The 14,455-nt window shown below is 62.4% G+C and carries 13 protein-coding genes; 7 read left to right on the top strand and 6 right to left on the bottom strand.

From position 1 onward, the window contains the following. Positions 1-20 precede the first annotated feature (20 nt). Entirely contained in the window at positions 21-695 is a 675-nt protein-coding gene (locus VGL01_RS13790) for a response regulator (RefSeq protein WP_331570169.1), read from the top strand. A gap of 2 nt (positions 696-697) precedes the next feature. After that, entirely contained in the window at positions 698-2,044 is a 1,347-nt protein-coding gene (locus VGL01_RS13785) for an ATP-binding protein (RefSeq protein WP_331570221.1), read from the top strand. A 46-nt stretch (positions 2,045-2,090) separates the two neighbouring features. Here VGL01_RS13785 and VGL01_RS13780 read toward each other — a convergent pair whose 3' ends face one another. Next, positions 2,091-4,172 (bottom strand): hypothetical protein, encoded by a 2,082-nt coding sequence (locus VGL01_RS13780; RefSeq protein WP_414720252.1) that lies wholly within the window; start codon positions 4,170-4,172, stop codon positions 2,091-2,093. Positions 4,173-4,554: 382 nt separating this feature from the next. Here VGL01_RS13780 and VGL01_RS13775 point away from each other — a divergent pair, with 382 nt between their 5' ends. From VGL01_RS13775 to VGL01_RS13760, 4 genes are all read left to right on the top strand, one after another. After that, positions 4,555-5,109, top strand: a complete 555-nt coding sequence (locus VGL01_RS13775; RefSeq protein ID WP_331570167.1) for a hypothetical protein — start codon at positions 4,555-4,557, stop codon at positions 5,107-5,109. Positions 5,110-5,238: 129 nt separating this feature from the next. Beyond that, the gene (locus VGL01_RS13770) at positions 5,239-5,775 is read left to right on the top strand and encodes an AidA/PixA family protein (protein WP_331570166.1); all 537 of its coding nucleotides are present in this window, start codon (positions 5,239-5,241) and stop codon (positions 5,773-5,775) included. A 37-nt stretch (positions 5,776-5,812) separates the two neighbouring features. After that, positions 5,813-6,286 (top strand): AidA/PixA family protein, encoded by a 474-nt coding sequence (locus VGL01_RS13765; RefSeq protein ID WP_331570165.1) that lies wholly within the window; start codon positions 5,813-5,815, stop codon positions 6,284-6,286. A gap of 201 nt (positions 6,287-6,487) precedes the next feature. Next, a complete protein-coding gene (locus VGL01_RS13760; protein WP_331570163.1) occupies positions 6,488-6,970 on the top strand; it encodes a hypothetical protein in 483 nt (160 codons plus the stop codon). 166 nt (positions 6,971-7,136) lie between these two features. Here the strand turns inward: VGL01_RS13760 and VGL01_RS13755 are convergent, their stop codons facing one another. Further along, positions 7,137-7,748, bottom strand: coding sequence for a hypothetical protein (locus tag VGL01_RS13755; protein ID WP_331570161.1), 612 nt, complete (start codon positions 7,746-7,748; stop codon positions 7,137-7,139). Positions 7,749-8,005: 257 nt separating this feature from the next. Further along, positions 8,006-8,269 carry a hypothetical protein gene (locus VGL01_RS13750; protein ID WP_331570159.1) on the bottom strand — a complete coding sequence of 88 codons (264 nt, stop codon included), beginning with the start codon at positions 8,267-8,269 and terminating at the stop codon, positions 8,006-8,008. A 66-nt stretch (positions 8,270-8,335) separates the two neighbouring features. On the opposite strand from VGL01_RS13750, the gene pdeR reads away from it, so the two are divergent. Further along, positions 8,336-10,339 carry a cyclic di-GMP phosphodiesterase gene (gene pdeR / locus VGL01_RS13745; protein ID WP_331570157.1) on the top strand — a complete coding sequence of 668 codons (2,004 nt, stop codon included), beginning with the start codon at positions 8,336-8,338 and terminating at the stop codon, positions 10,337-10,339. Positions 10,340-10,389: 50 nt separating this feature from the next. Here the strand turns inward: pdeR and VGL01_RS13740 are convergent, their stop codons facing one another. From VGL01_RS13740 to VGL01_RS13730, 3 genes are all read right to left on the bottom strand, one after another. Beyond that, positions 10,390-11,256: a crotonase/enoyl-CoA hydratase family protein gene (locus tag VGL01_RS13740; RefSeq protein WP_331570155.1), complete on the bottom strand. Its 867-nt coding sequence runs from the start codon at positions 11,254-11,256 to the stop codon at positions 10,390-10,392. 487 nt (positions 11,257-11,743) lie between these two features. Continuing rightward, positions 11,744-13,213: an efflux transporter outer membrane subunit gene (locus tag VGL01_RS13735; RefSeq protein WP_331570217.1), complete on the bottom strand. Its 1,470-nt coding sequence runs from the start codon at positions 13,211-13,213 to the stop codon at positions 11,744-11,746. Beyond that, the gene (locus tag VGL01_RS13730; protein WP_331570153.1) at positions 13,213-14,436 is read right to left on the bottom strand and encodes an efflux RND transporter periplasmic adaptor subunit; all 1,224 of its coding nucleotides are present in this window, start codon (positions 14,434-14,436) and stop codon (positions 13,213-13,215) included. The genes VGL01_RS13735 and VGL01_RS13730 overlap by 1 nt, the downstream gene beginning before the upstream one ends. Between the last annotated feature and the right edge of the window lie 19 nt (positions 14,437-14,455).

Raw genomic sequence — 14,455 nt, 5'->3', positions numbered from 1 at the left:
TTCGACAGCGAGGACACTTCGTGCGCATTCTTCTTGTCGAAGACGACCCGCTGCTGGGGGACGGCATACGAGCCGGTTTGCGGCAGCAAGGCTTCCAGGTGGACTGGGTCCGCGATGGCGAGGCGGCGCAGCGCGAACTGCGTGGCGAGCCGTTCGCCGCCGCGGTACTCGACCTGGGACTGCCGCGCGTGGATGGCCTCGAAGTGTTGCGAACCGTGCGGCTCGCGGGCGTTGAACTGCCTATTCTGGTACTCACCGCGCGTGATGCCGTCCCGGATCGCATACGCGGACTCGACATCGGCGCCGACGACTATGTCGTCAAGCCGATCGACCTGGACGAACTCGGTGCCCGGCTGCGGGCGCTGGTACGCCGCGCGCACGGCAGGCCGCGCGAGCAGCTTCGGGCGCAAGACATCGTACTGGAGCCGGCGTCCCGTACCGCGTACCGCTTGGGCGTGCCGGTCACTTTGACCAACCGCGAGTTCGATCTATTGCACGTGCTGATGCTCAATGCGGGCCGGGTCCTTTCGCGCGAACAGATCGAGCAGCACCTGTATAGCTGGGGACAGGAGGTGGAGAGCAACGCGGTGGAAGTGCATATTCATCGGCTCAGGAGCAAGCTCGGCACCGAGCTGATTCGAACCGTGCGCGGCGTCGGTTACGTGCTGCTGCGCGAACGAGCTGTCGAGCCATGATCGTGCAACTGCCGCGTTCGCTGCAGGGGCGCCTGCTGGTCCTCGTAACCGGAGTGGTCGCCACGGTGTGGCTGATCGCCGCCGTACTGACCTGGCGCGATGCGCGACGCGAAATCGATCGGCTGCTCGACAGCCATCTCGCGCAGGCTGCGGCGTTGCTGGTGATGCAGCAGGCGCAGCCCGTGGACGACGACGAAGCGCTGGACGCGCCGATCTTGCATCCGTATGCGCCGAAGGTCGCGTTCCAGGTTTTCCACGAGGGGCGATTGGGCATGCATTCCGCCAATGCGCCCGCGCAGCCCATGGTGCCGCGGCAGCGTAAGCAGAAGCAGGGTTTTGCGACCGTGCAGATCGATGGCGCGGCATGGCGGGTATTTGCCGCATCGGGGGTGGAGCGCGATGTGGATGTCTACGTGGGCGAGCGGATCGACTCGCGCACGTCGATCCTGCTGGCCGTCATGCGCAGCGCCTTTTGGCCGATGGCGGGCGCGTTGCCGGTGCTCGCGCTCGTGACGTGGTGGGCAGTGCGGCGCGGCGCTGCGCCGCTGCGCGAACTCGGGCGGGTGCTGGCACGACGCGATCCTCGCGCAATGGATCCGGTCCGGATGGAACGCGTACCCCAGGAAATGCAGCCGATGCTCGACGCACTCAATCGTCTGTTCGATCGCATCGGGGCCGTGCTCGATGCCGAGCGCCGGTTCACCGCCGATGCGGCGCACGAACTGCGCACGCCGATCGCCGCCATCAAGGCACAGGCGCAGGTCGCGATGGCGGAAGACGATGCCGGGCTGCGCAAACACGCGCTGAACGGCGTGCTCGAAGGGTGTCGCCGCACGGTGCACCTGGTCGACCAGCTTTTGATGCTTTCCCGCTTGGAAGCAGGAGCTGCGGCACCCAGCGCTTCGGTGGATCTCGGTGCGCTCGCGAAGCGGGTGATCGCTGAAATCGCGCCTCAGTCGCTTGCGAAGCGGCAGCAATTGGAACTGGATGCGCCGCAAACGTATGTCGTATCCGGCAACGAGATGCTGCTTGCATCGCTGGTCCGCAATCTCGTCGACAACGCCGTGCGCTACAGCCCGGCAGGCGCGCGCATCGCGGTATCGCTGTCCCGCCGCCTGGGCGGCGTCGCGCTGACCATCGAGGACAGTGGACCGGGTCTCTCAGACGACGAGCTGCACCGGCTCGGCGAGCGGTTTTTCAGAGGGCGCACGGACGGGCAAAGCGGAAGCGGCCTCGGATGGTCAATCGTTCAGCGCATCGCGAGCGTGCACGGCGCCACCATCGACGCGGACAAATCGCACTCGTTGGGCGGTTTGCGCGTGTCGGTGTTCCTTTCGCGGCCGTGTTAGTGCCGCTGCCATCCCTTCATCCGATGCAAAACTCGTCGCGCCGCGGTCATCGTCGCCACGCCCCGGCCGACGCGCCGCGCGGTTGCCACCAGAACCGGCCGGTGCTCAGGTTCGGATCGTTGATCGCGAGGTAGGTCGTGCTCCAGAGTTGGGCCGCATTGGCTTCCGTCGCGTCGGCGGCATGCGTGCCGAAGGCTTCGGGCTGATAGCCACCGTTCACATAGGACCAGGTCCACATCTCCGAGGCTCGCATGGACGCGGCGTTGGAGATGACCTGCCAGACGCGCAGCCGGGCGCTCGAGAGCAAGGTGCGCGTATCGGCCGACAGGTCCTGGCGCGCGAGCTGCCGATCGAGACCGGCCACCCACATGGCTTGCTGCCAGGACCAGATGACAGTGCCGTGGTAGGCCGCGTTCGTAAAGCGCGACCAGAGCGACGAGTTCGCATACGCGGGGTTGGCGATCAGCAAACCGGCATCGGTGACGAGCCCGGTAGGGAACGGCTGAACGGCGGCGGATACGATGCGTTGCAACGTGTCTTCCGACGGCGTGCCGAACAGCAGCGCGAAGCCGCCATCGGAGTTCATGATCGGGATCGGGTTGCCCTGCTCGTCGAGCGAGACGGCGTAGAACGACAGCGTCGAAGTGGGCAAGGTGCCGGTCGGTACGCCGGCTTGCGCGGCATAAGCCGGCAGTTGCGCTGCCGCTTGCGCGGGCGCGACATTCACCTGAAAGAACGGCGGTGCGGCCGATTCCCAGACCGACGCCTGCTGCGCGGCATCGGCAAGCGCGGCGCGCGCATCGCCCGAGAGGTACGGGTCGAGCAACCCGCTATCGACGAAGCGGCTCGCCGCGCGAAGCGCGGCCGGAACGAGCACGGCGTTGACATCGTAGGGATAGACGCCGCCGCCCAGGCCGTCGGTGCTGTCGCGCCAGTTGCCGACGATCTGCCCGGCGCGCAGATGGATCAGGTTCGATGCGGTGCTTTGCTGCGTGAACGCCCGCGCGGTGTTTGCGACGCGCAGCAGGTTGGTCACGAAACGGCTGCCGTTCGTTTGTCCGTTGCTGTCGGTCTGGGCGAGGTAAGCCGCCGCCCGCGCTGCGCCGCGCGGATCGTCGATGAGCCACGCCGCCATGATCGGCGCGAGCATGTAGTCCCCGTCGATCATCTTGTAGTCGTAGCTCGGTGTGGCATCGCTGGAACGGCCATTCTTGCGATTGTCGATGACGGCAAACTCGCCGATTCCCTCCTCGTGCGCCACCATGCCGTCCGCCGAAAGACGGCTCAGCACGGAAGTGAGACCTGCTTCGATCGCCGTCGGCTGCAGAACAGACATCAACATGCGGACCGAGATCAGCGTGTCGCGGCCGAAGTAGGTGTCGTACTGCCACGAGCCTGCGAGCAGCTTGTCCTGATAGCTCAGGAACTCGACGACGTTCTGGCTCTGCGTATCGGGATTCACCGCATTATTGAAAAGGCTCGCATGGGTAATCGGTGTAAGCGGTGTTTCGCCCGTGAGCGCTTGAATCTGCAAATGAAGCGCGGTGCTTCCATTCGCAGCCTGCAGCACGAGCGCACCACTCGCGTTCGTCGAAACCGTGCCGCCGGTCACCGTCACGGTGAGCGCATAGCCGGGCGCGCCGTCGGCCCGCGGCCGCTGCCAGCGAATCGTGTTGTTCTGCACGAACGGCGGCGTCACGATCTCGGGCGGCACCGAGTTACCGCCATTGAAGTCGCGCAGAAAGCGCACCGAACTCAGCAGCGCCTGCCGGATCGAGAGCGTTGTCGTGTCGACCGAGACGTTCGCCGTGATGCCCTGGAGCGTGCGACCGAGCAGATCGTGGCCGACACTCGGCGCGATGGGCGTATCGAGGCTCCAGTTGACGGGTCGAGCAGTGTCGTCGAACCAGAGCCCGGTGCCGCTGTTGCCGGCCGGAAACACGACGAGCAGTCGCGGCCGCGCCGACGATCGCATCAACAAATGCGCGGCCACGCTGCCTTCGCGGTAAAACGCGTTGAGCTGGCCACCCGCGTTCATCTGGAATGCGAGTGCCGCGGTGCTGCCCGGCTGTGAGGCGCTGTCGCTGCTGCCGCCCGAGCAGCCCGCCATCAGGACGGCCAGCAACATGAGCCAACCGGCTATATGAGCTCGAATCGTTCTCGCATTCACGAGCGCCTCCTTTTATTTTTTGTTGATCGAATTCGATGTTGTCGGCCCTGCTCGTAGCAAATGCGGTGCCGTGCAGTACAAAGAAGGAGGTCAATGGCGCGGAATAATGCGTTGAGAGCAACTTGCAGAAAGAAAAATCCTTGGCATGTCGAGAGAGAAACTTCAAGCGGATGTAGATATTTCATGAGTTCGAGCCCGCGTCCGATTTTTTAATGCGTTATGGGTTCGGTGACAGGCATCGAAATAGAGTAGACCGCGTTTCCGGACGGGTGGGCGATAGGCACTGCGCCGCAGCCGTTGGACTCACTTTCTCCCATTCATTCGAACACTCACGAACGTTATGAAATTTCCTCCTCTTGCCACGCATTTGGTCTCGCTTCCCGACGGGAAGCCGCAAAACAACGCCCTCGGATTCTGCACGAGCACTTCGCGAAACCCGGATGCGATCGCCACGCTGACGCCATTCGGAACAGGATGGGCGAAGCGTGTATGGCAAGGAACGAAGGTCGTCGTCAAATGGCTGCAGCTTCCTGGGCAGCCCGAGTTCCTCCATGTTCTCGACGGTGAAACGTCGACGACGATGAGGCTGCCGCGGCGTTTGAAGCAACGCGAATCGCTTGAACTGGTGACAGTGGCGACGCCGTTTGCCGAGCATTCCCCGGCGGATACGCTGCTTTACTATGGGACGACATCGATATTTGCGGCCAATTTCGTCAGCATTACCCCGCTGGGCGAATGGCGATATGCGCTGCCGGCGGGCTCCGGGGTGAACGTTTCGAATTTGAGCGATCCAAAGAATCCGATAAAGAGCGGCGTATTCGCGACGCAATCGGCGGTCATTGCGCGTTCCCGCGATAGCTTGAGGTTCTTGAAGGACACGCCGGGCGGGGCGTGAAGGCGAGGTGGACGCTTATAGCGTCGACGCAGTCGGTCCGCTACTGGAAGTTCAGTTAGGTTTCGCGCGCGACGTTTCCTATAAGGTTCCTTCAACGGTTCGAGCTTGAAGGACCTTCGGGAGAAGTCGATGAGTGAAATCGTCAACGTGCTGGCGCTCGTCTGCGCCGAAGACGTGCTGGCAAAGTACGGACCGAATGACGGGGAAGGGGATCCCGTCGTACTCGGGGAAGACTATGGCGGCTTGATTGTCGCCGCCGCATACGGGGGCGGCCAAGCGCGATTCGACCTTGCGATAACGGCCCCTCGCGGCACGAGCGCTGCCCCGACGCTGGTTCGCTGGAGGGCGTGCACGCTTTCGATGGACGCCGCATATCAGTGCGAGATCGAAAAGCTCACGATTAGCGCGCAAGCGGATTGCCTGCAAGCTGCGACGTCCCAGAACAAGTCGTTTGATCTGTGCCTGGCGGATGTGGAGGCGCCGCAGGACCCGAGCAAGCTTACGACGGAGTCTGTGGTCGATCGATACTGGGAGTCGCAAATCAACAGCGCCGGTACGGCGTCCTATCTCGTCGACATCAAGATCACCGATCACAAGGGAACTGTGCAGGGTCATTACAGAATCGGTTCGTCGGCAACCGGGCAGCCCACCGTGCGCATTTCGTGAGTAGCCGTCGGCGACATTTGCAAGCAGGAGGCATCCAATGTCAATCATCAACATATCGGTCGTCGTCGATGCAAATTATGTGGTTCAGCACTATGGGACCAACAATGCGTGGCAGAATCCGCCCGCGTTCTATCACGAGAACATCTACTTGACGGTAAGAGGAAGCGCGGCTGTACAGCAGAATGCATCGGGCTGGCTCGTCATGCAGGCCAAGGAAGAAGGCGAGACGGACGTCGACATCCTTCGGTGGCGCATGCAGGAAATCTCGCTCGGTGCGGACAGCCAGTGCTTCATTACGAAGTTCAACATCCAGGCCGGCGCGAGTCTGATCACTGCTCCGAAGCAGCGGCGACTCGGTTCAGGCGCGAACAGCCGCCCGGACTGTTTGTGGGAATCCACGGTCTTGACCCGCGGGCACGTCCAATACAACCTCGAGTTCATGGTCGTCGATCGGCAGGGGCACGTTCAGGGCTATTACACCTACGATCCAGCAATCGAGATATCGCAGTGACGCGCCGCGGCGGTCCGTGAATGATAGAAGATCGTGAACTATGTGACTGCATGCAACGGTGACCGACGGATAGGCCGCTGCTCCATATAGGAAAGCCGTACGACCGCTGTGCATGCTGTTGCTTCCCGAAACAACCGGTAACGTCCGGGTCGAAGCGTCTCCATAGAATTCACTCACCGCAACTTGTTTTGGAGAATTCGGATGAAGACGAAGCGATGGACTCTGTTGGCTGCAACCGGTGTAACCGTTCTTGCATCGTCGATGGCATTCGCGGCAGGCAGCGATACGGGCAGTACCGTGGGCGCGGGTTCGCTCGGCGCCAAGAGCACCACGAGCGCCACCGTTGGCACCGATACGAGCGGTACAGGTGGCACGACGACGGGGGCCAATGCCGGGGCTGGCGCTGGCGTGAATGCCGGCTCGAATCTGGGTGCGACGACGCCGCCCGCCCCCGGTACGACGGGAGCCGGCACCAGTGCCGGTGGCATGTCGTCGAGCCATATGAGCACCGAAGGGGCGGCCAACACCAATGGCCCGACTGCCACCGATCCCGACAAGGGTACGGCTCGCGCCGAGGACCGCTCCAATACGGACGTGACGGGTAAAGCGAAGACGCATACGCGTACGTCGATGAAGCATCACAAGGTCGCCAAACCGTCGACGACGGACTCCAGCGGTTCGTAATCGTTTTTTGCCGGCAATCAGGCGATCCGATCAATGCCGTTGCCGGCAATGAGTGATGCGACCCGGCGGATGAGTGGGACTGCTTATTCGCCGGGTCTCGATCGATTGCAGTTCGATGCTGAGCCAGCTGTCGATGAACCTGGGCGGCATCTTCGATCGGTGACGGTCAAACCGGCCGATGGGTCTGCTGCCAGTCGGCCGAGCCCGTGTCCTCGGGCCCATCTATCCCGAGCTCCTTGACTCTTTCGGCCAGGTAAAACTGGTGCATCGGCTCGTCGGCCAAGCGATGCAACGCGTCCAGCCCTGAACTCCCCTCTTGGGCCGCAACGCGCGCCACCAGTTCATGGGTGTTGCCCGCCAACGTATTTCGTTTTTTGAGCGTGGGCCAAATTTCGACGACCTTGGCTAATGTCTCCTCCGAACCACTCATGGCTGCTATTTGGGCGCTGGTAAACCCGAGCCCCGCGAGCTGCTCTTTAGCATTGGTGGGATTGTCGCGCGATGCCGAACTATCGGGGCGCTGGGCAGCGGCCGGTGCGTTTGCATTTGCCGGCACTTGTCCGGAAAGCCGCGCGAGCACCGATGAGGCCCCGCCGGGCGACGGCGAGACGGAGCGAGGCGCGGACGCCGACGGTCCGCCGGCGAGCCGCTGCAGCGCCGGTTGCCCCGACTGTCGAGTGGCCTGAGGCCCCTGCGCGGGTTTCGGATCTGCGGTGGTATCGCCCGCTTCAGGAACGACTCCACGTTGAGCCGGGTTGAGAGGATTTACGCCATCCATGATTCCAGATTCCTGCACCGATAGCGGATGAAAGCGACGATTCCAATGTAGCCCGCGTCAGCACCGCTTTCGAAAGGGAATGCGAAGCGAGGGCACCAAATACGCACGCACGCCAGAGGCAAACGGACGGCACGGGACGCCTGTATGCACCGCTTTGCACCACGACGATGCCAGGAATTAGCTGATCGGCCAACGATGTATGCGGCTGCTTACCGGTGTTCGTGTCACGCGTGTGACCGCTGTTGCCGAGGCTCGCATTACTCGCCGAATTGGCCACAAAACCCTGTTGCAGAAAAGGCACCGTATTGCGCAGTCCGGTAGGAACTGGCATATTGGCGCATGAATGTTGCAATTCTTGCCGGTTTTTGATAGGCAATTCGGGAACTGCGGCGGTTGCGGCTTCGAGCGGCAACCGCTCGCCAGCCTTTGCCAGACAAGGGTTGCGGGACCGTCGAATTGACGCGCGGCGTTAAAAAGCATTCGTAAATGCGCCATGCAAAGCGCGCATAAATCATTGCCAAGAAGCGCGGCTCTTACCGCGCGACTCATGTGCGTGTCACTTGAGTGCTTGTTCAGCGGGGTGGGGTATGTTTGATGACGATGATGACTGCTCGGTGCTCGAGGTCCTGCTTGGAACGAAAAGCCCCTGCTGGCGCCTCGGCAGCGACAGCAACGCCCTGGAGTTGGCGGCGGTTCGCGGCCTGACGAACATCGGTGTCGCGCTCACGGCGGAACAGGCAGCCAACATCCGCAACCTGACGGGCGTGACATCGCATATCCGGCTCGACGTATCGCTTTTTGGCAATGCAGTCTCGCTTCACCTCGTCGGCAAGAAGATCAATATGACCCACTGGGCAGGGACGGCATCCAGCGATTCGGACACGCTTTCGGTCGCGGAAGCGCTGTCGACCGGGCTCGCGTCGGCGGAGCAAGTCGTATCGGAAGTCAACTCGCTCGTCGTCATCCTCGATCGCAGCGGCTTTGTGCAGCGTTTCAATCGGATGTGCGAAGAGGTGACCGGTTGGCGAGAAGTCGATGTCATCGGTAAAAGCGCATTCGAATTGTTCATGAGCCCCGATGAGGGCGAGCAGTCACGCAGCAACATCAAGCGGTTCTTCGAAAGCCGGCAGTCGTTCGAAGTCGAGCGCGTCATCAACACGATCAAAGGGCCGCGCCTGTTCCAGTTCCGGAACAAGTTCGTTCATAGCGGCAGCGGCGTGGACGAAGAGTTCATCATCTGCTCGGGCACGGACATCACCGATGAGCGCAACGCTCAGAAGCGGCTCAAAGAGCTTGCATCGCAAGACGTCCTGACGGGCCTGATGAATCGCTATGCGATCAATGCCAAGATCGAGCAGGCGCTCGAGGATGCGCGCCGCGATCCTGACCGCGTGCTCGGCATCGTCTTTCTCGATCTCGACAACTTCAAGCGCGTCAACGATCACTACGGCCATGTCTACGGCGATCGGCTGATCAAGCGCGTGTCGGAGATGGTCAGCGAATCGCTGCCCGAAGGCGCGACGATCGCTCGCCTGGGCGGCGACGAGTTCCTGATCCTGGTCGATCCGTGCTCGCCGGAACTGCTCGAGACGCTGGCGCAAACGATCATCGATCGTTTCCGTCCGGCGATCCACCTCGATCTGATGGACGTCTATACCAGTTGCTCGATCGGAATTGCTGTCTACCCCCAGCACGGCGAAACGCTCGAGGCGCTCATCTCGCACGCGGATACGGCGATGTATGCGGCCAAAGAGGCAGGCAAGCACACCTACTGCGTCTTTTCGCCCGAGATGAACCAGAAGGTCGCCAAGTACATCTGGCTCGATACGGAACTGCGGCGGGCCATCGACGAACAGCAGTTCGTCCTTCACTACCAGCCCATCGTCAATCTCTATACCGGCCAACTCCATAGCGCCGAGGCGCTGATTCGCTGGCAGTCCAGTCGCGGACTCGTCGCGCCGTCGGAGTTCATCCGCTTCACCGAGGAGTCGGGCCTCATCATTCCGATCGGCCGATGGCTGATGCGCGAGGCCGTGAGACAAGCGACCCTGTGGAACGAGAACGGCCTCAGCGTCAGAATTTCCGTCAACGTGTCGGCACGGCAACTGCGCGACGCGGGTATCGTCAACCAGTTGCGCGAGTTGATCGAAGAATGCGGCGCTAAACGAACGCTGGTCGATATCGAGTTGACGGAGAGCTGCTTCATCGAGGACGAAAAGTCGGCAATCGATCTGATGAGGCAGTTCAAGCAGTTGGGCGCGCGTATCCTGCTCGACGATTTCGGCACGGGCTATTCGTCGTTGTCGCAACTGACGCGACTGCCGATCGATGTCATCAAACTGGACCGGAGCTTCATCACCGGAATCGATCAGAATTATCAGTCGCAGTCGCTCGTGCGTTCCCTGCTGGGCCTCGCGCGAGCTTTCGGCTTCGCCATCGTCGCCGAAGGCGTCGAGACGGAGCGCGAAATGCAGTTCCTGAAGGACATCGGCGTCGACTACGCGCAGGGCTACTTCTATTCGAAACCGATGGCCCCGGATATGTTCGAAGCGTGGGTTGCCGATAAAAAGAAGCTCAGGCTCATCGCCTGAGCTTGCAACCCGGAGTCGAGCGACGGCACGAGACCGTCGCTCAACGTCGCTTACGATACGGCCTTCAGCTTGGACACCCGTCTGTTTTGCAGCATGACGAGGCGCTCCATGAACGAGACGTCCTTCTCCTCGAGCATGAAGGCGGAATTCACCCAATCCTCCGTGATGTCCATCAGCTCCGCGCGTGAAAGCGGCAACACGCGCTGACGTGTGCGCAGCATCGCGCGCGTACTGTTGAGCATCGGCCGGGTCACGTCGATGAAGGTCCGCGTCTGCAGCAGCGCATCGCCCGGCTCGAAAACGCCGTCCACCAGACCCCGCTCGGCGTGCCATTCGGCGCATTGCGACTCTCCTGTGCTGATCAGCGTTTCGGCAACACGCATGTTCGACTTGCGGGCCACGAGCGAGTAGCCGCCCATGCCGGGAAAAAGATTGAAGGCGACCTCCGGAAATCCGAGCTTGCAACCTCTTTGACCGAGTACGTAGTGGTGAGCGAGTGCCGCCTCGAAGCCGCCTCCGAGCGCGCTGCCTTCCACCATGGCGATGGTGACCGCGCCGGTGCCGAAGCCGTTATAGATCTCCCAGACGCCGTCGATGCACGAGCGCGCATAAGCCATCAGCCGATCGCGATCGCCCTTGCGAATGGCGTCGACAAAAAAGTTGAGATCGCCCCCTACGTTGAAGATTTCCGGGACCAGTGAGCCGGTGACCCAGAAATCGAATCGCAGGCCGGATTCCCTGGCTGCGCGAGCCAGGCGAATGATGTCCGAGACCAATTGCTGATTGAAGCATGGCCGCGGCTCGGAGCGCAGCATCATCCACATAGTGTTGCGTTCTTCCTCGTAGTAGGCCAAGAGTTGGCTGAATTCGCCGGCTTCATGAAAAGGGCGGCATGTGGAGCTAATGTCGAATCGCATGGTTTTCCCCATTTGAGTGAGTAAGGTCGATTGGAGTGCTCTCAAAGATGCAGAAGCGTCTTTGGGGCATCGGCATTTTGCGCGACGAAAGTCCGTCATCGAACGCAGTCAGTAAAACTCCGGGGGATTGCGATTCGACACCGTGCTATCGGCCACACACCCAGCGGGTGCGACCCTTACGGAATGTGCGCGATAGCACATTCATCGCGCTTTTCAAATCGGGAAAAGGGCAAACGTTTGCGAATGATTGATATTGCTCAAATAAAGCGGGATTTAGACGAAATCCGATTGAATCAATGACGGGGTTAAAACGCGGGTTTGATTCGGATTGCAGAATTGTGCGTGAATGTCAATACGGTTTGGGTATATCCGCATGGGATCTGTATTGAAGCAACACTCGAAAAAAGGACCGCATCGATAACGGCGATCGAAGAGAGGAAAAGCTCGTCCGAGGAGGATCGCGGTCGATCGACGCGGAGATGCGCCGCTACCCCCGGCGTTGCGCGACGGCGTCCGTTCCGGCCGATGTCTGCGCTTGCCACCCGCCGCCGAGCGCTTTCACGAGCGAGACGGCCAGCGCGATTCGCTGGCCGCGGACCTGGGCGTCCTGGCGCTCGCTCGTGAGCAGGGACTGCTGCGCGGAAATGACATCGAGGTAGGCGACGAGGCCGCCCGAATAGCGATCGTTGGCGAGCGAGAGCAAGCGCTTCGCATCGTCCACGGCCGCCTGCGACTGCGAGGCGGCGCGCGCGAGCACGGCAAGCCCGGTGACGCCGTCCTGCACCTGCTGAAACGCGCTCAGCACAGCCTGCCGGTAATTGGCGACGGTCGCACGGTAGCCCTCGTTCGCGAACGCCAGGTTGGCCTTGCGCTGGCCGCCGTCGAAGACCGCTTGCTTGAGTGTTGCGCCGACGGTCCACATCAGGCTCGGCGCGCTCAGCAGGTTCGCAAAGCGCGTACTCTCCCAGCCGATCCCGGGCGAGAGTATGAGATCGGGAAAGAACGCAGCCTTTGCCGCGCCGATTTGCGCGTTGGCCGCGGCCATCGCCCGCTCGGCCGCGGCGATATCGGGCCTGCGCTCGAGCAGTTCGCTCGGAACACCGGTTGCAATGTCGGGCACGGCCATCGGCACGAGTCGGGGCGCGATCGAAAACTGCGGCGCCGGTGTGCCGATCAGGGCGGCGATGGCATGTTCGTATTGGGCGCGCTGCTGCCTGAGCAACGTGGCCTGGACACGTGTGGAATCGAGCTGCGATTGCTGTTGCGCAAGGTCGAGCCCCGAGACGGCCCCGAGTTCGTGTTTGGCGTTGACGTAGTCGAGAGCCTTCTCCTGTAGCTGCACCGATCGATCGAGTACATCGATCTCGGCATCGCGTTCACGTAGCGCGTAGTAGGCCGTGGCAAGATCGGATGTCAGCACGAGCCGGGCGTTGGCCAGATCGTCGCCCGCTTGTTCCGCGGATGCCGAGGCGCTCTCCACCTCGCGGCGGATGCGCCCGAACAGATCGACGTCGTACGTGATCGACGGCCCGACGACGACCTGGTTCTGAACCGTCGATTGATTCGGCGTCGCGTAGTTGAGCTGAGGCCGGTTCTTCGAGACCTTTGCACGAGCGACGTTGGCGTCAAGATCGAGCTCGGGCAACTGCTGCGAAGAGATGGCCGCCAGCGTAGCCGTTGCCTGAGCGTAATGCGCGCTGGCAGCCGCGAGCGTCTGGTTTTGCGTGAGCGCACGCGTTTCGAGCGTATCGAGGAGCGGATCGTCGAACATGCGCCACCAGTCGAGCGCGAGCGGGGCGTGGGACGGCGCCGCGAGCCGCCAACCGGGATCGGTCTGCCAGGCGGCCGGCGTCTCGACCTCGGGGCGCTGGTAGTCGGGCCCGAGCGTGCAGGCGGACGCGAAGCCGACGCATGTCGCCACCGCGGCCAGGCGCAATGGGCGCCGCGTCAGCCGCATCATGAGTGCGCCTCGCCGGCCGGGGGAGGCGAAACTTCCACGCGGTCGCCATCGGCGATCGAATCGCTCGGGTTGACGATGATCCGGTCCGCCGCTTCGATGCCGCTATCGATTTCGAGCGTTTGCCCGAGATCCTGCGCGATCGCGACGCTGTGTAGATGCACGATGCTCTGCGCGTCCACGACGGCGACGGCCGGTCCTTCGGCCCGAAAAAGCAGCGTGTTGCCGGGAACGGTCAGGCGTGCATGACCGGTGCCCGGCACTTCGACTTGCACGTAGGCGCCCGGCCGCAGCTTATCGTCGGGATTGGGCAGCGAGACTTCGATTTGCAGCGAACGCGTCGGCACGTCGATGGCGCCTGCGATATGCGCGATCGTGCCGCGGAAGGTCTGGCCCGGTAATTCCGGCTGCGAAACGATGACGGGCATGCCGGCCTTGACGTTTTGCGCATAGGCCTGCGGCAACTGGACGAACACGCGCAGCGGATTCGTCTGCGCGAGCGCGAAAAGCGCGCGGCGCGAACTGCTGCCGGCATCGATCAGATCGCCGACATCCACGTTGCGTTGCGTGACGACGCCCGCGAACGGCGCGACGATGCGTTTGAACGATTCGAGTTGCTGCAATCGCTTCACGTTCGCATTGGCCGCCGTCAAATTCGCGAGCCCCTGCGTATAGGTGCTTTGCCGCTCGTCGAGCTCCTGCTGCGAGACGGCGTCGCGCTCGCGCAACTGCCGCCAGCGCGCAAGCGAAGACTTGGCGAGTCCGAGACTTGCGCTGATCTGATCGCGCTGCGCGATCGCCTGTGCGAGTTCCTGATCGATCTCGGGCGTGTCGAGGTCGGCCAGCACCTGCCCCTGCTTCACGCGCGCGCCGATATCGACGTACCAGTGCAGCAAATACCCCGTTGCGCGTGCGTAGATCGGCGACTCCACGTAGCCGCGCAACGTGCCGGGGAGCAACATCCCGCGGCTGCCGCCATCGCTCGGCAATGGGCTGACGACGTTCACATAGAGTTTCGCATTGCGTGCCGTGGCGGCGGCGACTTCACGCTGGTTGACGATGTCCGCGATGACCGTGCGCAGCGCAAGGGCGGCGAGCAGCAACAGCATGACAACGAGCGCGATCTTCGCGCGCCGCCAGACGCGTTCGCGCGGCGGCAGCATCGGCCCTTCGCCGTGCTCGCGAGCGGGAATGGCCAGCGATGCGTGACTTTTTTCGGTCATGTCGTCAATTCCGGTAACA

Origin of the sequence: Trinickia sp. (assembly GCF_036503415.1) — a bacterium.
In the GTDB taxonomy this organism is placed as follows: Bacteria; Pseudomonadota; Gammaproteobacteria; order Burkholderiales; family Burkholderiaceae; genus Trinickia.
This window is presented reverse-complemented; position numbering and strand designations above follow the sequence as displayed.

Bases quoted from the DNA above. Each gene is read 5' to 3' on its own strand.
- VGL01_RS13755 (WP_331570161.1), bottom strand. From the start codon at position 7,748: ATGGATGGCGTAAATCCTCTCAACCCGGCTCAACGTGGAGTCGTTCCT.
- VGL01_RS13740 (WP_331570155.1), bottom strand. From the start codon at position 11,256: ATGCGATTCGACATTAGCTCCACATGCCGCCCTTTTCATGAAGCCGGC.
- VGL01_RS13765 (WP_331570165.1), top strand. From the start codon at position 5,813: ATGTCAATCATCAACATATCGGTCGTCGTCGATGCAAATTATGTGGTT.
- VGL01_RS13760 (WP_331570163.1), top strand. From the start codon at position 6,488: ATGAAGACGAAGCGATGGACTCTGTTGGCTGCAACCGGTGTAACCGTT.
- VGL01_RS13780 (WP_414720252.1), bottom strand. From the start codon at position 4,172: ATGTTGCTGGCCGTCCTGATGGCGGGCTGCTCGGGCGGCAGCAGCGAC.
- VGL01_RS13775 (WP_331570167.1), top strand. From the start codon at position 4,555: ATGAAATTTCCTCCTCTTGCCACGCATTTGGTCTCGCTTCCCGACGGG.
- VGL01_RS13770 (WP_331570166.1), top strand. From the start codon at position 5,239: ATGAGTGAAATCGTCAACGTGCTGGCGCTCGTCTGCGCCGAAGACGTG.
- pdeR (WP_331570157.1), top strand. From the start codon at position 8,336: ATGTTTGATGACGATGATGACTGCTCGGTGCTCGAGGTCCTGCTTGGA.
- VGL01_RS13730 (WP_331570153.1), bottom strand. From the start codon at position 14,436: ATGACCGAAAAAAGTCACGCATCGCTGGCCATTCCCGCTCGCGAGCAC.
- VGL01_RS13735 (WP_331570217.1), bottom strand. From the start codon at position 13,213: ATGCGGCTGACGCGGCGCCCATTGCGCCTGGCCGCGGTGGCGACATGC.